Source organism: Streptomyces sp. NPDC058469 (genome assembly GCF_042721125.1).
Lineage (GTDB): Bacteria > Actinomycetota > Actinomycetes > Streptomycetales > Streptomycetaceae > Streptomyces.
In genome coordinates this window covers 1-14,521 of sequence record NZ_JBHXME010000021.1, presented here as the reverse complement: position 1 = coordinate 14,521, position 14,521 = coordinate 1, and the positions used below count along the sequence as shown (strand labels likewise).

The following is a 14,521-nucleotide window of genomic DNA, read 5'->3' as shown; positions in this document are numbered from 1 at the left end:
GCCTCAGCCTGCGATGCCGTTGAGGATCGCGATCAGGGAGCTGGACACGATGATGGCCACCAGTCCCCCGCCCATCCACTTGAACGGCTCGGACCCGCCGCCGTTGCGGCTCTTGTCCGAGACGGCGAGCTTGTAGACGCCGAAGATGACGCCGCCGACCCCGGCCAGGATCAGCAGCCACAGGGCGTATCCGAAGATCTCGGAGACCGGGCCGTCCATGCCCGGGATCTTCGTCGGTTTCGCTCCGGGGATCAGCCCGGCGAGAGTCACGTCGGCGGCTGCCCGCTGCATGGCCATGCTCATTTCCCTTCGATCGTGCGCCGCAGCTTCTCGGCTGCGGACCGGACGTCTCTGTACTCCAGGGCCTCGTCGGGACCCTTAACGGCCCGTAGAACGGGCAGGTACGGCACCTTTGCCACCCCAGCCAGTCGCCCCTCCAGGGCGCGGACCAGGAACCGGGCGTCCTGCACCGGGCGGGCCGGGCTGTCGGCCACCCACACCAGCCAGGGCCGGGGCAGCGAGCCCCAGCGCTGGAGGGTCTGCTCGACCATCTGCGCGCTGTACAGCGTCGTGTCGGCGACGAGCACCGGGGAGGCGCCGTACGGGATCTGCTCGCCGTACGCCAGGATTCGGGCGCGGGCGCCGCCGGCGTCGTTGTCGAGCATCTTGGCGACCGTCACCACTGCAATGCCGAACCCGTTGTCGACGGGCATCAGCGCGTACCGGAGGGCAACCGGCGTACCGGCGCCCGGTGTTGATGTCACTGATTGGGCGGTCATGCCGCAACTCCCCCCGTATAGCTTCGTTTAGGACGCGATGTTGGGCTCTTGAGATCACTGAGGCTAGCGTGAACCCCTGTCAAACCTGGATGGCATATTTGCCGGAGCCAGAGGTCAGGTCACGGGTGGCGCTTTACGGGAGCGCACGGCGGGGGGAGAGGCACCTGCACGGCGGGGGCGGTTTCGAGACGGCGATTCGATCGCGACTGGTGGACTCGTCCCTAGTCACAGCGTCAACGCGCGTACTCATCAGCCACACCCCCGGGTCGCCAACCGTTCCGTGTGGACGCCTCCGCTGCGCTGTACGCGGGCAAGAGGGGACGCGGTTTCGCCGAGCGAACTCGCCCCACACGAGACTGCTTCTGACCCTACGTGAGCCGTGATCCGTTCGACGGTCCGGCCCGCCTCAATGGAGGCGCGCACGGCGGGCGCATCGTGATCTAGTACCGCAGCAAGTCGCACAACTGGCACGAGCGAATCGAGAACAAGCACGGGGGGGATAGCACGTGAAGGTGCTCATAGGGGCCGCCGCCGCGGTCGCCGGACTCGTTGTCCTGGCGCTCCTGGTGGTGGTGGGGGTGGTGGTGTCCGATGACGATGCCTCGGCCGCCGAGACGACCAGCGGCGGCGGGCTGCGCGGGGTGCCCACCGAGTTCCGCAAGTGGATTCTCAAGGCGGACGACGCCTGCGCGGAACAGGAGATGACCCCGGCTCTGCTGGCCGCTCAGCTCTGGCAGGAGTCGAAGTTCAAGACCTCCAAGGAGGAGGCGACCAGCGGCGCCGGCGCGCAGGGTCCGGCGCAGTTCCTGCCCTCGACGTTCGCGACCTGGGGGCGTGACGACGACGGGAACGGCGAGACCTCGCTGTGGGACATAGGCGACGCCGTCATGGCGCAGGGCCGGATGATGTGCTCCCTGCTGAAGCAGGCGAAGTCCTCGGGCTTCCCGGGCGACGTCCGCGGCCTCGCGCTGGCCGGGTACAACGCGGGCTGGGGCAGGGTCGAGCAGTTCAAGGGCGTCCCGCCGAAGTCGTTCGCGAACGGCGAGACGTTCAACTACGTCCAGCTCATCCTGAGCTACCTGCCGCGCTTCCAGGGCCCGAGCCTGATCCAGGTCTCCGGCTCCGGCTCGGCGGCCGACGCACTGCGCAAGGCGGTCGGCCGGATAGGCACTCCGTACGCGTGGGGCGGCGGCGGACCCAACGGCCCGTCACGGGGCTTCTGTGACGGCACCAACGGCTACCTCAACGGTGACTGCGTGGCCTCCAGCACCATCGGCTTCGACTGCTCCGGCCTCGTTCAGTACGCGTTCGCGCCCAAGGTGAATCTGCCGCGTACGGCGGCCGCGCAGTACGGCGCGACGTCCGACCGGGCCGTCTCCCGGTCCGACCTCAAGCCGGGCGATCTGCTGTTCTGGTCGCACGGCGGCAGCGGCTCGATCTATCACGTCGCGATCTACGCGGGCGACGGCAACGTGGTGCAGGCGCCGCGCACCGGCCGTGACGTCGAACTGGCTCCCCTGACCTCCGCGATGCCGGAGCGGGACTACTACGGCGCCACCCGGGTCTGACCCCTCCACGCACGTGTGCCGCAGACCCCGGTCGGGGTCTGCGGCACACGTGCGTACGGGTCTCGGCTACTTCGACTTGCCCCGCGTGGGAGCGGGTGCGGGCTGACGGTGCGGCGCGACCCCGGCCTCCGCGGGCGCTGCGGCCTTCGCCGCCTTAGTAGGGCCCACGCTCGGTGATGTCGCCTTCGCCGCCGCGGTGTTCACCTTCACCCGTGACTCACCCGGTGCGTCGCCCGCCGGACGGCGCAGTGCGTCGCTGGCGGCCTGCACCAGCCGGGTGCCGAGCTGGGCGTCGGGCCCTTCCTGCCAGGACGTGTCCTTGGCCAGACGGGCCAGGTGCTCGCGCACCGGCTTGCCCTCGGTCTCCATCTGCGCCATCCGGCGGGCCACCAGGGGCCACTGACGGGACGCCACCAAAAGATCCGCCTCCCGTTCGTGCCCGGGCATCGCCTCGCGCACCCAGCGGGTGTACCGCTGGTTCTCCTGCGACGAGATGGCCAGCTGAGCGAACGCCCGCTCGCGGTCGGACAGGTCGAGATCCCGGGGGAGGTCCAGCCCGGTCGTCAGCGGCCCGTACGACAGCTGGGCGTCCCGGCTCATCGCCGGTTCGGCGGCCGCCCCGAGTCCCTTCGCCACCGCCTGGTCGACGGCCAGGACCTCGTTGTGCGCGGTCGCCAGGACCTCGCGCACGTTGACGCCCTTCTCCTCCAGCCGGGCCATCGTCGCGGCCATCTCCGGCCAGGCCGGAGAGGTCAGGATCGCCTCGCGCACGGGCCCCGCCGGCAGCGTCTCGCGCACCGCCCGGACCCACTCGTCGGTGTTCTCCGAGGCCTTGGCCGCGACCTGGTCGCGGACGTTCACCGCGATCTCGCCGACGCGTGGCAGGACCTGGTCCAGGTCGACGCCCGCCTTGCGCAGGGCGAGCAGCTGCTGCGCGAGCTGCGGCCAGTCCGCCTCCCCCATCAGCGCCGTGGAGACGTCGGTGGGAAGCAGCCGCTGTACGTCCTTGCCGACCTCGGTCACTGACTCCTCGGCGGCCGGAAGGTCGTCCTCCTTCCCCTTCTGCTTGCGCTGCTGGTGGCGTCGCGCGGCGTCCGCGATGGCCATGACCAGACGTGCCGCCATGACCGCGGTCTGCACCGCCTCGGCGGCGGACTCCGCGAACGCCTCCCCCGCGCGCTCCTCTGGTGCTGGTGTTGTCATCTCGCGCTCTCCCCTCGTTAGCGGCCCCGCTTCGGGCCCTTGCGCTGCTGCTCCTCGCCGGGCGGCCGCCGTGTCGGCGAGGGCGCCCCCTGCTTGCGGGCCGGGGTGCCTCGCCCGGGGCCGCCGGCGGGCGCGGCAGTCGTGCCGCTACCGGAGGCGGCGGCCGCCGAACTGCGCTGCCGCTGCCATCCGTCCAGGCGCCATACAAGCACCTCGGCGACCGAGTCTGCTGAGTTCAATTCCCTGCGGGCCGCGACCGTTGCCAGGACGTCGCCCGGATCGTCGCCCGCCTTCTCGACCTCGACAAGCCGGGCTCTCAGCGCTGGCCAAGCCGGATCGGCCAGGATCTCCCGGGCGTGCTCGGGAACGGCTTCCTGAACGGTGCCCACCATCGGCCGGGTGCCCGGCGCCGTGGCCGCGCGGCGCCCGGCCCCCGCCCGGGCCGCGGCGCGCTTGGCTCGGGGCTTGTACTCGCGTGCCGCGTTGACGCCGACGGTCACCTCGACGGCCTCGTGCAGCAGTCGTCCGGCCCGTCCGGCGGCCTCCGCCTGGACGCGGTGCTCCTGCGCCTGGTGCCAGCGCCGGGAGGCTTCCACGGCGGTCACCAGAGCGAGCAGAAGACCGAGGGCGGCGACCGTGTCGTTGCGGCCGACCGACGCCACGGAGCGGGCCAGGACCTGGTTCGACTCCCGGTACAGCTGCCGGGCCTGACCCTCCATCTGACGGGCGGCCGGAGCCCGGGATGCCCGCTCGTACTCGTACGCGGCCTTCCGCATCTGGCTGCGCACCAGGTATGGGGAGACGACGGCGGCCGTCACGATCAGGTCCCCGAGCGCGGCCACGTCTCCGGCGCCCTCGTGCAGGCCTCCGGCACCGAGCTGGTCGGCGGCGGCACGGACCTTCTCTGCCGCCGCACGCCAGGCATCCGCCGGCGCGGCCGCGGGGTTTACCGGCGGTCCGCTCCAGCGTTCGCGTACGCGCGGCAGGGACAGGTCCGGGGCGAGCTTCGTGCCCGGGAAGAACACCGGCTTCTGTCCGCCGTCGCGGTCCCCGGGCAGGGCCACGGAGTAGCCGGTCACGTTGCCGTCCGGGGCGATCCGCTGCTTCACGCGCAGTCCGGCCGCGGCGAGTCGGGCGAAGAAATCGGCGTCGCTCACGGACGCGGCCGCCGCCTCGCGTACGGCGCGCTGGAGCGTCTCGCGGACAGGCTCGGACAGTCCCCGGCGCGTTGCCTTGTCGGTCTCTCCGGTCTTCGACCACCTGCGGGCGGTGCCGTCGGCGTGGGTCAGACGGCGCAGGCCGAACTCGACCTCGAACCCGCGCGCGGCTTCCTGCATCCGGAGCTTGCTCCAGCTCGTGTCCGGCTGACGGTCGTCCTCGCGGGCACGGGTGGCCACGATGTGAATGTGGTCGTCGGCGTGGCGCACGGCCACCCATCGGCAACCCTGGTCGTCGGTGTGCGGGGCGATGCCAGCGGCGTGCATCATCTCGCGCGCCACCCGGGCCCACTCCTCGTCGGTGAGGGTCCTGTCCTCCGGGGGATTACGCACCGCCACGTGGAAGACGTGCAGCGGCGGCTTCTTGCCCGTCAGGGCGCGCACGGGTGCGTCCAGCAGCATCGCAAGATCAGAGATCGAGAACTCATCCGACTTCACCGGATCAGGTACGAATGGGTCCCACGCGGCGACCATGTGCGGGTCCACGTGCTCGTCACGCTTGCCCGGGCCGTACAGGTAGTAGAGCAGTCCGGCGGTGTCGTCGCCCGGCGCTGCCTCCTTCGGGATCACGAGCGCGGCCGCCGCTCTCGCATCACCTGCAACGTGGCTTCGTCCAGGCGCTTCACTGCCTTCTCGACCAACGCCAGAACGCCTTGGACCTGGGCGGCCGTCACGTCGATATCGGACGCGTCCCAGTGAGCTACAGCCGTTCCGTCGACGGAGTTCAGAATGCGTTGCATCTGGTTGAGGTTGTTACCGATCCTCGCCGCCTGCGCACGTGAGTTCACCTGCTCCCGCAGCACCTCCTTGGCATCGGCGGAGACGGGGACCAGAACTCCGGTGGCCACCGCTAGGGCAGTGTCCGCGACCCAGGAAGCAAGGGCGGTGTTGTCGCGAGCGGCGGCCTCGACGAGTACCGCCAGCTCGTCATCGTTGTAGGAGACCAGGAACCGGTTGGACCGGGGGCCGCCGCTTTCGCGAGCCCGCCGGCGGGGACGCTCCTTCTGCGGCTTCTTCGCTCTCGGCGGCTTCGCCACGACGCCCTCCCGTTCCTCCCCCAATGGTCCGTCCTCGGACCCCTCTTGCTGGCCGCCCACCCTAGTGGATCAAGGCCAGCAAACCGGCTTACTGATATCAGTAAGCCACAACTCGCTGCCTGTGGTTACTGCTCCTCATAAGGCGCGGCCTATGCATGACACGCGGTCAATACCGCTACAGCCTGCGGCATTCCACCCGGACATCGGGCGGCCTCCCGCATGACGAACGCTACGATCACCGCATGCCAAGCGCTGATGAGATCTTGCAGAAGATGAAGGAAGTCCAGGAACGCCGGATGGCCGCTGCGGGCCCCCTGGTTGAGGTCCTGGCCAAGCGGAGCAGCCTGCTGGAGCAGCTCGCCGAACTCGACGAGCCGTACGGCCAGGCGTATGTCGACGCCGAAGCTGCGGGCTGGACGACGGAGGAACTGACGAAGCTCGGCGCGGACGAGCCCGCGAAGCGACCGCGGACCCGTCCGAAGCGGTCGCGGTCGTCGGCGAAGAAGGTCGACGGCCAGTCGTCCACGGCGGCCTCTGAGGGCTCCTCGCCGGCGGGGACGATCCCGGCTCAGGACGGGGCGGCCGCGGCCTCGACGACGGCGGGCAGCACCGCCTCGGCCTGACCGTTCCGCTCCTCCGGACACATGCGAAGGGCCCCGCATCGCGGGGCCCTTCGTCGTTGGTGTTTCGTGCGGCCGTCGGTCAGACGGCGGGCTTCCAGTCGGCGGCCGGGGCCGACGGCCGCGGGGCGAAGAGGGTGCGCAGGAGAGTCTGCTTCCCGAACAACGTGAGCTGTTCCTCGACCTCGGGCCGCTTGTTCGTCTCTGGCTGCTTGCGCAGTCGGTACAACGTCGCCTGGTAGCCGGAGACCGGCTTGTACCAGTCCTCGCCCTGGACCGCGGCGGAGATGGCGGCGCCCATGAACGGCGAGACGGCGTCGGCGATCATCTGGGCGATGTTGCGGGTCCCTTTCGCTCCCGTCCGGGCGGGGATGTAGGTCCACGGGTAGTCCTGGCGGAAGCCGACCAGGACTCCGAGATCCGGCAGGGACACCGTGGTGGTTCCCTCGCCCTGGGGGACGTCGGCCGGGCGGAACTTGATCCCGTACCAGGGGGCGGTGACGCACATGCCGACCCGGTTGAGGGGGAAGCTGCCGCCGCCGTTCGGCCTGCCGGTCTTGGGGTTGACCTTGCGCTTGCCGCGGGTGTCGGCCCACCAGGTGGCCGGGAGGTTCAGGGCGTCCGCGACGGTCACGACCGGGAGGGCGGGGCGGCCCTGGTAGGGCTCGATCCGGCGGTCCAGCTCGGGCATCCAGTCGGGCAGCTTGCCGGTCTTCTTGAGCACGTGGGCGAACATCTCGCGGGCCGCCGCCTGGCCGTCGACGTGGTCGGCGTAGCGGGGCTGCTCGTAGCGGGTGGCGACCATCCATGCCCGCTCGCGGTGGGTGGCCGCGCCGAAGTCGGCGGCGTCCGCGATCTGCCACGAGCACCATGCCCAGCCGAAGCCCTCCACGCTGGTGATCTCGGACTGGATCGCCTCCGCCAGGGCGGGGGTCTGCCGGAGCAGGTTCGCCGACTGCTCCATCGTGATGGAGACCAGCGGGGCGCCGATCTGCACGAGGCACATGGGCCAGATCAGCATCTCGGCCATGAGCGCGGTGCGCTCGTCGGAGACCGACGAGGCGGCCCACTCGCGGAACGCGGCGGGGGTCATGCAGGGGGGCAGGTGACCGCCGCCGCACTGGTCGCCCCAGCCGTGCGCGTCGGGGTGGTCCTCCATGCCGTCGATGACGTCGCCGTAGTAGTGGTGGGGGCCGCCGTAGAGGCTGCACAGGTCGTCGACCTCCAGGAAGCCGAACGCCTCGGACGCCTGCCACATGATGCTCTGGAGTTCGGAGATCTCCTGCCGGTTCCAGCCGGAGCGCTTGCCCCCGTCGGAGAGGGTCTGGCAGGGCGGCGAACCGTGGAAGCGGCGGGTGCAGCGGAGGGCGGGGTGGCGGGGGTCCAGCGTCCTGATGTCCGCCTCCACCACCCAGTGACCGGCCGCCCGGGCCGTCGCCGCGGCGTCCCGGTTCTGCTCGATGAGGACCCAGTCGCCGCCGTCGTCGACCAGCGCGCGCCCGGCCGACATGCCGCCCGGTCCGCCGAACGCCTCGACGCCGCGCTCCGGTTCGCCCTCCTGCCAGGTGCGCGCCCAGTGCGGCGGGTAGGGGAACGCGAAGTCGGTGCACTCCTGGCAGTCGGCGCAGTCCGCGCCGGTCTCGCAGACGGCGCAGTCGTCCTCGCACGTCCACCCGTCCCAGTCGCTCACCGCCGGCTGGAAGCCGTTCGCGTACGGGCGCCCGTCCTCGTCCGTCGCCGCGGCGTCGCGCACCTCGTTCATGTGCTCTGTCCTTGTTCGTTGAGGGTTCTCGGTGGTGCCGGTCCGGGATTCCCGCCCCGTTCCGACACTGCTAATTCAATCAACTTTTAGGGGTCACGTCAAGGCGTTCGCGCAGGTCACATGCCGTTTTCGCTCCGGCGTCGGAACGCCGCACGACGGCCCCGGTCGGGGGGCTCCCTCGTCGGTCGGGCAGGCGTCAGCCGCCGCGGGCCGTGTCGGGGTGCCGGGCTCGCCGTAGGCGACCGCCGCAGGCGGCTTGGCCTGGCGGCCCGGCGCGGGCTGTGGCCCCCTCGGGGTGCCCGTCCGGCGAGGGAGTCCCCCGGCCGCCCCCACCCCCGCACCACCCACTCACCGCAAGGTCGGCATCCGTCCCCCCGCCCCCTTGGAGAGAGGGCCGGGGGGTGTGGGGGGCAGCGCCCCCCGCGTCACCACAAGGCGGCCTGCACCGCGTCCGCCTCGGGTGCCCGCGCGGGCGCCGCGGCCTGTACGGAAGCGGGCTCGGGCGCAGTCGGCGAACCGGCCGGAGCGGGCTTCTTCTTCGCCGTCGGACGGGCCGGTGCGGGGCCGTCCTTGGGGCACTCGCACCGGCACCACCACACGCACGGCTCGCCGTCCGGCCGGGGGATGAACTCGGCGACGGTGCGCCCCTGGTGGTTGGTCACCCAGTCCCGGTTGCGGTCGACGTCCGGGCCGCCCTTCTGCCGGTGGACGCAGATGTCGTGCCGTCCGGAGAGGCAGTTCCAGCAGGTGCCTCGCTCGCACATGCTCCACCGGTGGAAGCCGAACGGATACCTGTCCTCCGTCGGCTGGAAGTGGGCGGGCCACGCGTGCTCGCGCACCCACGCACCGGCGTCCTCCGGCATCGGCGACGCGTTGGGGACGGGGTCGGTGATGCCCATGATCAGGGCTCCCTGGAGGTTGAGCAGCGGCATGTCCTGCACCCGCTCGCGCTCCTCCGGGGTGAGGATGCGCTGAGGGCGCCGGACGACCGTGCGGACGTCGTGCGGGGGCCGCTGCTTGCGGGCGGCGCGCGGGGCGAACAGGCGCCGCAACAGGGGCTGGTCGGCACGTACCGGCGCCGTCACCGGCTCCGGCTCCGCTGCCGGAACGGCGGCCGCGGGAACGGGTGCGGTCTCCGTCGGGGCCGGGTCGTCCGCGCGCCGCTCCTCGCCCTTGAAGTAGCGCCCCTCGGACATCAGCGGGTAGCCGTTGCTGCGCTTCGGGAGCGCGGCAAGCCGGGCGTCCTTCGGCGCGGGGTCCGCGATGCCCTGGCGGTGCGCGCGCAACACCAGACGGGCCACCCGCCGTCCGGTCGGCGACTTCACGAGACGGCGGCGGCCGTTGCCGTCCAGGTGCACGTCCAGCAGTCCGGCTGCCCACATCCCGGTCACCCGACCACGGGCCACCCTCTTGTTGACGTCCCAGCGGTCCGGGACGCAGTCCAGGGCCCAGAACCCGTCGTCGTACTCCGCCAGTTCGGCGTGCTCGGCCCAGTGCAGCACGGTGCGCTGCGCGGCCGACAGCGGCCAGCGCTCCACCTCGGCGATCTCCTCCGTGGTGAGCCAGTCGTTGGCCGGGCGGTGGAGGTCGTCGTAGTGCTCGCGGGCCACCTGCGCGGCCTCGTACTTGTCGGCCCACTCGCCGGGCAACTCGGTGCGGACGCCGCCCTGGCACCGGCCGCACTGGATGGCCCACCACTCGCGGTACTGGGTCGACATCAGCGGCATGAAGTACATCCCCGGCGGCAGGGACGGCCCGGCCGTGACCGGCGTCGCGGCGGGCTCGGCGGCCGCCGCCGGCGCGTCCTCGACGCGGGGTTCGACGCCGGGGCGGAGTCCGCTGCCGGGGCAGTCATCGGCCGCGGCGCGGGTGGGCTTGTGGGGGGCGAGGACGCCGGACACGGTGGCCTTGCGCAGTCCGCAGCAGGGGCACCGTGCGGTGCTCTCCGCGGCGGGAGCGGGGGTCTCGACGCCGGGGCAGTAGCCGCCCTCGTCCTCCCACTGCTCGGTGGCCTCGCGCGCGGCGCGGGCCTCCTGCTCGACGAGTGTCACCGGCCGCTGGTACCGGCGCACCGTGCTGCCGTCCAGGGCCGGGAGACGGCGGGCGGCGGCCTTCTTGTCGTCCATGCGCTTGTGCCGCTTCGTAACGCGGGCGTAGCGGGCCTCGTATGCCGCCTTGTCGCTCTCGTACAGGCCCGCCGGGTGCAGCCGCGCGAGTTCCAGGGCGACCTGGCCGCTCGGGGCGGGCACGAGCACGCTGACGCCGTCGGCCGCGTCGACGACGGTGAGGTACCCGGCGGCGCGCAGGTCCTGCGTCCGCTCCCGGCTGACCTTGCGGCCGCCGCTCCACACGCCGTGCACGGCGGCCTGTCGAACCTGCCCGTCGCGCTGGTACAGGCGGCCGGTCTCCGCGGCCTCCAGCACCCGCACGTGCCCAGCGGTCCAGCCGAGTGCGGGAACGATGCTCTCGGCGAGGTAGGCGTTCATCCGGGCCAGGTGGCGGTTGTCGGCGTCCATGCCGGTCTCGGCCCGCTCCTCGGCCTCCTGCTCGGCCTCGGCGCGGCGGTGCTCGCTCTCCCGCTCGGCGTGCTCCTGGGGCGTGAGCTTGCGCTCCAGCTCGGTGCGCAGCGCGGCGGCCGTCGCCTCGACCCCGGCCGCCTCCTGGGCACGCACGGCGTGGTCGACGGCGCCGGTGGCGCAGTAGCGCAGCGCGCTGTCCGGCATGCTCGGGTCGGCCGCCCACTGCTCCGCCCGGGCGGCGTGCCCTTCGGCCTCGACGGCCTCCCGGTGCACCGCGTGCATGACCTCCTCGCGGTGGGCCTCGGTGCGGGAGCTGCTGCGGCACGCGGCGTTCAGCGCCGCATCGTCGGCGGCGGCGGCGAGTGCGGCGGCCGCGCGGGCCACCCGGAGGCAGGTCTCGGGGGTGGGCTCCCCCGCCTCGATCTCGGTCATGGGCCGTCCTGTCGTTGGGGTTCTCGGTGGTGCCGGTCCGGGATTCCCGCCCCTTTCCGACACTGCTAATTCAATCAAGTTATGGGCTGTGGGTCAAGGCGAAAGAGCAGCTCAGGGCTGCTTTTCTGACCTTTTCCCGAGCGTTCCGGCGGCCCGCGTCCGCCCGGTCGGGGACGATGCCGACCGTGCGCGTCGCGGCCGCCGGTCAGCCCTGCCTGCGGGCCTCGGTGACGGCGCGCTTCCAGGTGCTCAGGCCTCCGCCGTGCTGCTCGGCGAGGGCGGCCGCGGTCTCCCCCGCCTTCCGGCCGGGCGCGGCGGCCAGGGCCTCGACCGCCAGGGCGACCTTGGGGTCCGGGCCCTTCGCCGGCGTCCGGCCGGCCGCTCCGGCCCGGGGCCCGGCGTCGGCGTAGGCCCAGAGCTGGCGCCGGGTGCGGTACTCGCGCATGCGACCGCTCTCCAGCTCCTCCTCGCGCACGGGTGCGGGCCACCCGGGGGGCGGGTTGTCGCGGTAGTGGCTGATCGCGCTGACGCTGATCCCGAGGACCTTGGCCTGGTCCGCCGGGGGCAGTTCCTCGTCGGGGCTGCCGCTGTAGTCGACGCCGTTGCCCTGGCGCCGGTACTCGGTGTGCCACCGCTCCCAGACCTCCAGGTCCCAGTACAGGGCGCGGTCGATCCGGCGGGCGGGCGGATGCCCGTTGTCCTCGCGCTCCGCCCACAGTGCGCGGAGGGTGGCGTCGCCCTTGTACCCGGCGCGGGCGGACAGCTCGGCCCGGGTGGCGTACTGCCGTCCGTCGATGGTCTTCATGGGTGCTGCTCCTCGGTGTGTGTGAACGCGTCTACCATGTTGGCGTGCTCGGTTGATGGCCTGTTGAGGGCCTTCGGTGGCCGGGCGTTGCGGCCGACGGGATTCCCACGCTTTTGCGCCCCGTCGGCCGCCTGCATGTTCTGGACCGCCCGGCCGACGGGGAGCGGAGACTGCGCCCCGCTCCCCCGCCGGCCGCGGGCTGGTACCGATCAGCACGGAGCGCGGGCGCTCCGCGCTGGCGGCGTCACCACAACCGCCCGGCGGTCTCGTGCCACTCGGGCTCCTCGCCGTCCTCGAACGGTTCGATCACGCCCTTCGTGCCGACGTCGCCGTCCTGGTAGTGCAGCTCTCCGTCGAACTCGTGGGCCTCGCCCATCCATGCGGACAGGGCCACAAGGCGACGGTTGATCGAGTAGGAGTAGGTCTCGGGGTCGCCCACCCGCAGGTACTTGATGGCCTTCGGGCGGCCCTGGTCGTCGGTGCCGCTGTCCGCGTCGGGCACGAGCACCCATCCCTCGCGCTCGACCAGCGCCGTCAGCTCGCTCTCCGGGATGCCGTGAGGGGCGACGTGGAAGTCTCCGCCCTCGGTCAGCTCCCACAACTGCGCGAGCGGGACGGGCGGGCACAGCTCGACGGTTCCCTTGACGCTGAAGTCGACTGCCACGGGATTCCTCCTGATGGGGGGGCGCCGGGCCCGGCGCTCGTCCGGGCCCGGCTGCCTGTCGGGTGGGGGCTACTGCTGGTAGGCGGTGATCAGTTCGCGGACCTTCGCGTCACCGACGCAACCGGCGGGCGCACCGAACTCCGCGGACGCCGGGTGCCGGTGGGTGCTGGGCAGTTCGCCGTTGCGGCCGCGCTGGTGGGACCAGTAGCGCGGACCCTGCCAGCCGCACAGTTCGCACTCCTGCCACCACGGGTTGTCGCTGCCGGGGAAGCCGGTGTACGGCTTCCAGCGGTGCAGCGCCACGGCGGCCATGACCTCCCGCGCGGTGTCGGTGTTGCGGGGGCTCTGCGGCATCCGCGGGTGCAGCAGCGGGACCGGCCCGTCCAGCACCGGCACGGCGGCCGTGACGTCGGCCAGGGTCATGGTCGTGATGCGACCGGCCGCGTACTCGGCGGCCACCTGCCCGGCCGCCGCCAGGGCGGCCGCCTTCGGCACGCCGCGGCGGCCCTTCTCGGGACGACCGAGGTTGTGCTCGCCCTCGCTGGTGAGGGTGAGCCAGTCACGGTGCCAGCGGAAGACGGCACCGATCACGGTGTCCGTGCCGATCAGGACGGGGTAGCGCTGCTCCCAGTCGGGTTCGCCGAGCCGGTAGGCCAGGGTGGTGGTGGTCATGTCGTGCCCTTCGTTGAGGTTGATCGGTGTCGAGCGGCCGGGCCGGTGGCGCGGGCGGGGATTCCCGCCCCCGCCCGCGTCACCGGCGGCCGCGGGTCAGTGGCAGGTGGGGCGGCCGTAGACCATGCACCCGTGCCGCAGGTGGGTCATGAACTCCAGGTGCTCCGCGCACATGCGGGGCGTCCACGGGCACAGCGGGGAGATCGGGAAGTAGGTGCACGCCTCGGGGTGCTCCTGGGCGGCCTCGGCGGCGTCCGAGCTGTCGTACAGCACCCCGTCGCTGCCGCCGTCGGCGATCCGGATCGCGAGCCACCCGCGCTCGCCGCGCTCCAGGTGCCGGTCGATCTCGTCGCCCATGCGGACGGCGGCGTTGAACGCGGCGAACTCGCGACGGGCGACGTGGGCGGCGTGGCCGTGGCTGACGGCGGTGAAGGCCAGCAGTCGCACCGCGCCCTCCGCGTCCAGGCAGGCGCCCTCCAGCTCGTCCCACTGGAGCTGCCGCTCGACCGGGTGGACGGCCCGGCGCTCGACGTAGAGCACCCGCCGCTCGGGGCTCTGGCCCGCGCGGACGTCGTCGACGGCGGGGCCGTCGTCGGCGATGACGAGGTACTCGGCGGGGCTCTTGTCGAGCTGCACGCGGGAGGCGGCGGGGGCCTGGCTGTTGATGGTCATGAACGTCTTCCGGTCGTTGAGGTTCTTCGGTGGTGGGCTCCGGCGGGGGAGCGGGATTCCCGCCCCGCTCCCCCGCCGGTCGTCGTCACTCCGGCTGGGCGGCGTGCTCGATCTCGTGCGCCTGGTAGCGGCCGATGTACCGGCCGCCCCAAGTGACGCAGCAGTACCAGTTCTTCGGCGCGTGCTCGTAGGTGAGCCAGCCCTGGACCACGCCGTCCGGCGGAAGCTCCCAGGGGCCGTCTCCGGCCCGCTTCACCTGGTCGCCCTTGGTGAACCCTTCACGGCTGTCCATGCGTTGGGTCATCGCGAGGCACCTTTCGTTGAGGTTGTTCGGTGTGGGCCCGGGGGCCCTGGTGTCGGCCGGGGATTCCCGCCCCCTTTCGACACTGCTAATTCAATCAAGTTTTGGGCCCAAGGTCAAGTTGAAAGCGCAGATCAGACGGCCTTTTTCGGGGTCACGTCCGGCGTCCGCACGCCGCACGACGGGCCGGTCGGGGGATTCCCTCCGCGGCGGGGCAGGCTCCGCCGACCACGGGCCGTGTCGGGGGGCAAGCCCGGATCTGCCTAGATG

Annotated in this window: 14 protein-coding genes; 2 read left to right on the top strand and 12 right to left on the bottom strand. The window is 72.2% G+C overall.

Translation table 11 applies throughout. The annotated features are described in order from the left end of the window. Positions 1–3: 3 nt before the first annotated feature. Positions 4–297, bottom strand: a complete 294-nt coding sequence (locus ACFWP5_RS13155; RefSeq protein WP_384154504.1) for a hypothetical protein — start codon at positions 295–297, stop codon at positions 4–6. A gap of 2 nt (positions 298–299) precedes the next feature. Next, entirely contained in the window at positions 300–779 is a 480-nt protein-coding gene (locus ACFWP5_RS13150) for a hypothetical protein (RefSeq protein ID WP_384154502.1), read from the bottom strand. A 506-nt stretch (positions 780–1,285) separates the two neighbouring features. Between ACFWP5_RS13150 and ACFWP5_RS13145 the strand changes: the two genes are divergently transcribed. Further along, positions 1,286–2,347 carry an NlpC/P60 family protein gene (locus ACFWP5_RS13145; protein ID WP_384154500.1) on the top strand — a complete coding sequence of 354 codons (1,062 nt, stop codon included), beginning with the start codon at positions 1,286–1,288 and terminating at the stop codon, positions 2,345–2,347. Positions 2,348–2,413: 66 nt separating this feature from the next. Here the strand turns inward: ACFWP5_RS13145 and ACFWP5_RS13140 are convergent, their stop codons facing one another. Genes ACFWP5_RS13140 through ACFWP5_RS13130 form a run of 3 tightly spaced genes read right to left on the bottom strand, consistent with a single transcriptional unit; the run spans position 2,414 to position 5,804 of the window. Further along, a complete protein-coding gene (locus ACFWP5_RS13140; protein WP_384154497.1) occupies positions 2,414–3,550 on the bottom strand; it encodes a hypothetical protein in 1,137 nt (378 codons plus the stop codon). 17 nt (positions 3,551–3,567) lie between these two features. Continuing rightward, positions 3,568–5,337, bottom strand: a complete 1,770-nt coding sequence (locus ACFWP5_RS13135) for a relaxase/mobilization nuclease domain-containing protein (protein WP_384154495.1) — start codon at positions 5,335–5,337, stop codon at positions 3,568–3,570. Next, positions 5,334–5,804, bottom strand: coding sequence for a hypothetical protein (locus ACFWP5_RS13130; protein ID WP_384154493.1), 471 nt, complete (start codon positions 5,802–5,804; stop codon positions 5,334–5,336). Before ACFWP5_RS13130 ends, ACFWP5_RS13135 begins: the two co-directional genes overlap by 4 nt. Positions 5,805–6,046: 242 nt before the next feature. On the opposite strand from ACFWP5_RS13130, the gene ACFWP5_RS13125 reads away from it, so the two are divergent. Then, a complete protein-coding gene (locus ACFWP5_RS13125) occupies positions 6,047–6,427 on the top strand; it encodes a hypothetical protein (protein ID WP_384154491.1) in 381 nt (126 codons plus the stop codon). Between the two features lie 79 nt (positions 6,428–6,506). Here ACFWP5_RS13125 and ACFWP5_RS13120 read toward each other — a convergent pair whose 3' ends face one another. From ACFWP5_RS13120 to ACFWP5_RS13090, 7 genes are all read right to left on the bottom strand, one after another. After that, positions 6,507–8,186, bottom strand: coding sequence for a hypothetical protein (locus ACFWP5_RS13120; protein WP_384154489.1), 1,680 nt, complete (start codon positions 8,184–8,186; stop codon positions 6,507–6,509). Between the two features lie 425 nt (positions 8,187–8,611). After that, entirely contained in the window at positions 8,612–11,137 is a 2,526-nt protein-coding gene (locus ACFWP5_RS13115) for a DUF6248 family natural product biosynthesis protein (RefSeq protein ID WP_384154487.1), read from the bottom strand. 205 nt (positions 11,138–11,342) lie between these two features. Beyond that, entirely contained in the window at positions 11,343–11,942 is a 600-nt protein-coding gene (locus tag ACFWP5_RS13110) for a hypothetical protein (protein WP_384154485.1), read from the bottom strand. 244 nt (positions 11,943–12,186) lie between these two features. Further along, on the bottom strand, positions 12,187–12,606 hold the full coding sequence (locus tag ACFWP5_RS13105; protein WP_384154483.1) for a hypothetical protein: 420 nt from the start codon (positions 12,604–12,606) through the stop codon (positions 12,187–12,189). Positions 12,607–12,675: 69 nt separating this feature from the next. After that, positions 12,676–13,278: a hypothetical protein gene (locus ACFWP5_RS13100; RefSeq protein ID WP_384154481.1), complete on the bottom strand. Its 603-nt coding sequence runs from the start codon at positions 13,276–13,278 to the stop codon at positions 12,676–12,678. A 96-nt stretch (positions 13,279–13,374) separates the two neighbouring features. Further along, positions 13,375–13,950 carry a hypothetical protein gene (locus tag ACFWP5_RS13095; RefSeq protein WP_384154479.1) on the bottom strand — a complete coding sequence of 192 codons (576 nt, stop codon included), beginning with the start codon at positions 13,948–13,950 and terminating at the stop codon, positions 13,375–13,377. Between the two features lie 85 nt (positions 13,951–14,035). Further along, a complete protein-coding gene (locus ACFWP5_RS13090; RefSeq protein WP_384154477.1) occupies positions 14,036–14,254 on the bottom strand; it encodes a hypothetical protein in 219 nt (72 codons plus the stop codon). Positions 14,255–14,521: the final 267 nt, after the last annotated feature.

What these genes read in the sequence shown, in the direction of transcription:
- ACFWP5_RS13155 (WP_384154504.1), bottom strand. Translation starts at nt 297, where the DNA reads ATGGCCATGCAGCGGGCAGCCGCCGACGTGACTCTCGCCGGGCTGATC.
- ACFWP5_RS13150 (WP_384154502.1), bottom strand. Translation starts at nt 779, where the DNA reads ATGACCGCCCAATCAGTGACATCAACACCGGGCGCCGGTACGCCGGTT.
- ACFWP5_RS13140 (WP_384154497.1), bottom strand. Translation starts at nt 3,550, where the DNA reads ATGACAACACCAGCACCAGAGGAGCGCGCGGGGGAGGCGTTCGCGGAG.
- ACFWP5_RS13125 (WP_384154491.1), top strand. Translation starts at nt 6,047, where the DNA reads ATGCCAAGCGCTGATGAGATCTTGCAGAAGATGAAGGAAGTCCAGGAA.
- ACFWP5_RS13120 (WP_384154489.1), bottom strand. Translation starts at nt 8,186, where the DNA reads ATGAACGAGGTGCGCGACGCCGCGGCGACGGACGAGGACGGGCGCCCG.
- ACFWP5_RS13115 (WP_384154487.1), bottom strand. Translation starts at nt 11,137, where the DNA reads ATGACCGAGATCGAGGCGGGGGAGCCCACCCCCGAGACCTGCCTCCGG.
- ACFWP5_RS13110 (WP_384154485.1), bottom strand. Translation starts at nt 11,942, where the DNA reads ATGAAGACCATCGACGGACGGCAGTACGCCACCCGGGCCGAGCTGTCC.
- ACFWP5_RS13100 (WP_384154481.1), bottom strand. Translation starts at nt 13,278, where the DNA reads ATGACCACCACCACCCTGGCCTACCGGCTCGGCGAACCCGACTGGGAG.
- ACFWP5_RS13095 (WP_384154479.1), bottom strand. Translation starts at nt 13,950, where the DNA reads ATGACCATCAACAGCCAGGCCCCCGCCGCCTCCCGCGTGCAGCTCGAC.
- ACFWP5_RS13090 (WP_384154477.1), bottom strand. Translation starts at nt 14,254, where the DNA reads ATGACCCAACGCATGGACAGCCGTGAAGGGTTCACCAAGGGCGACCAG.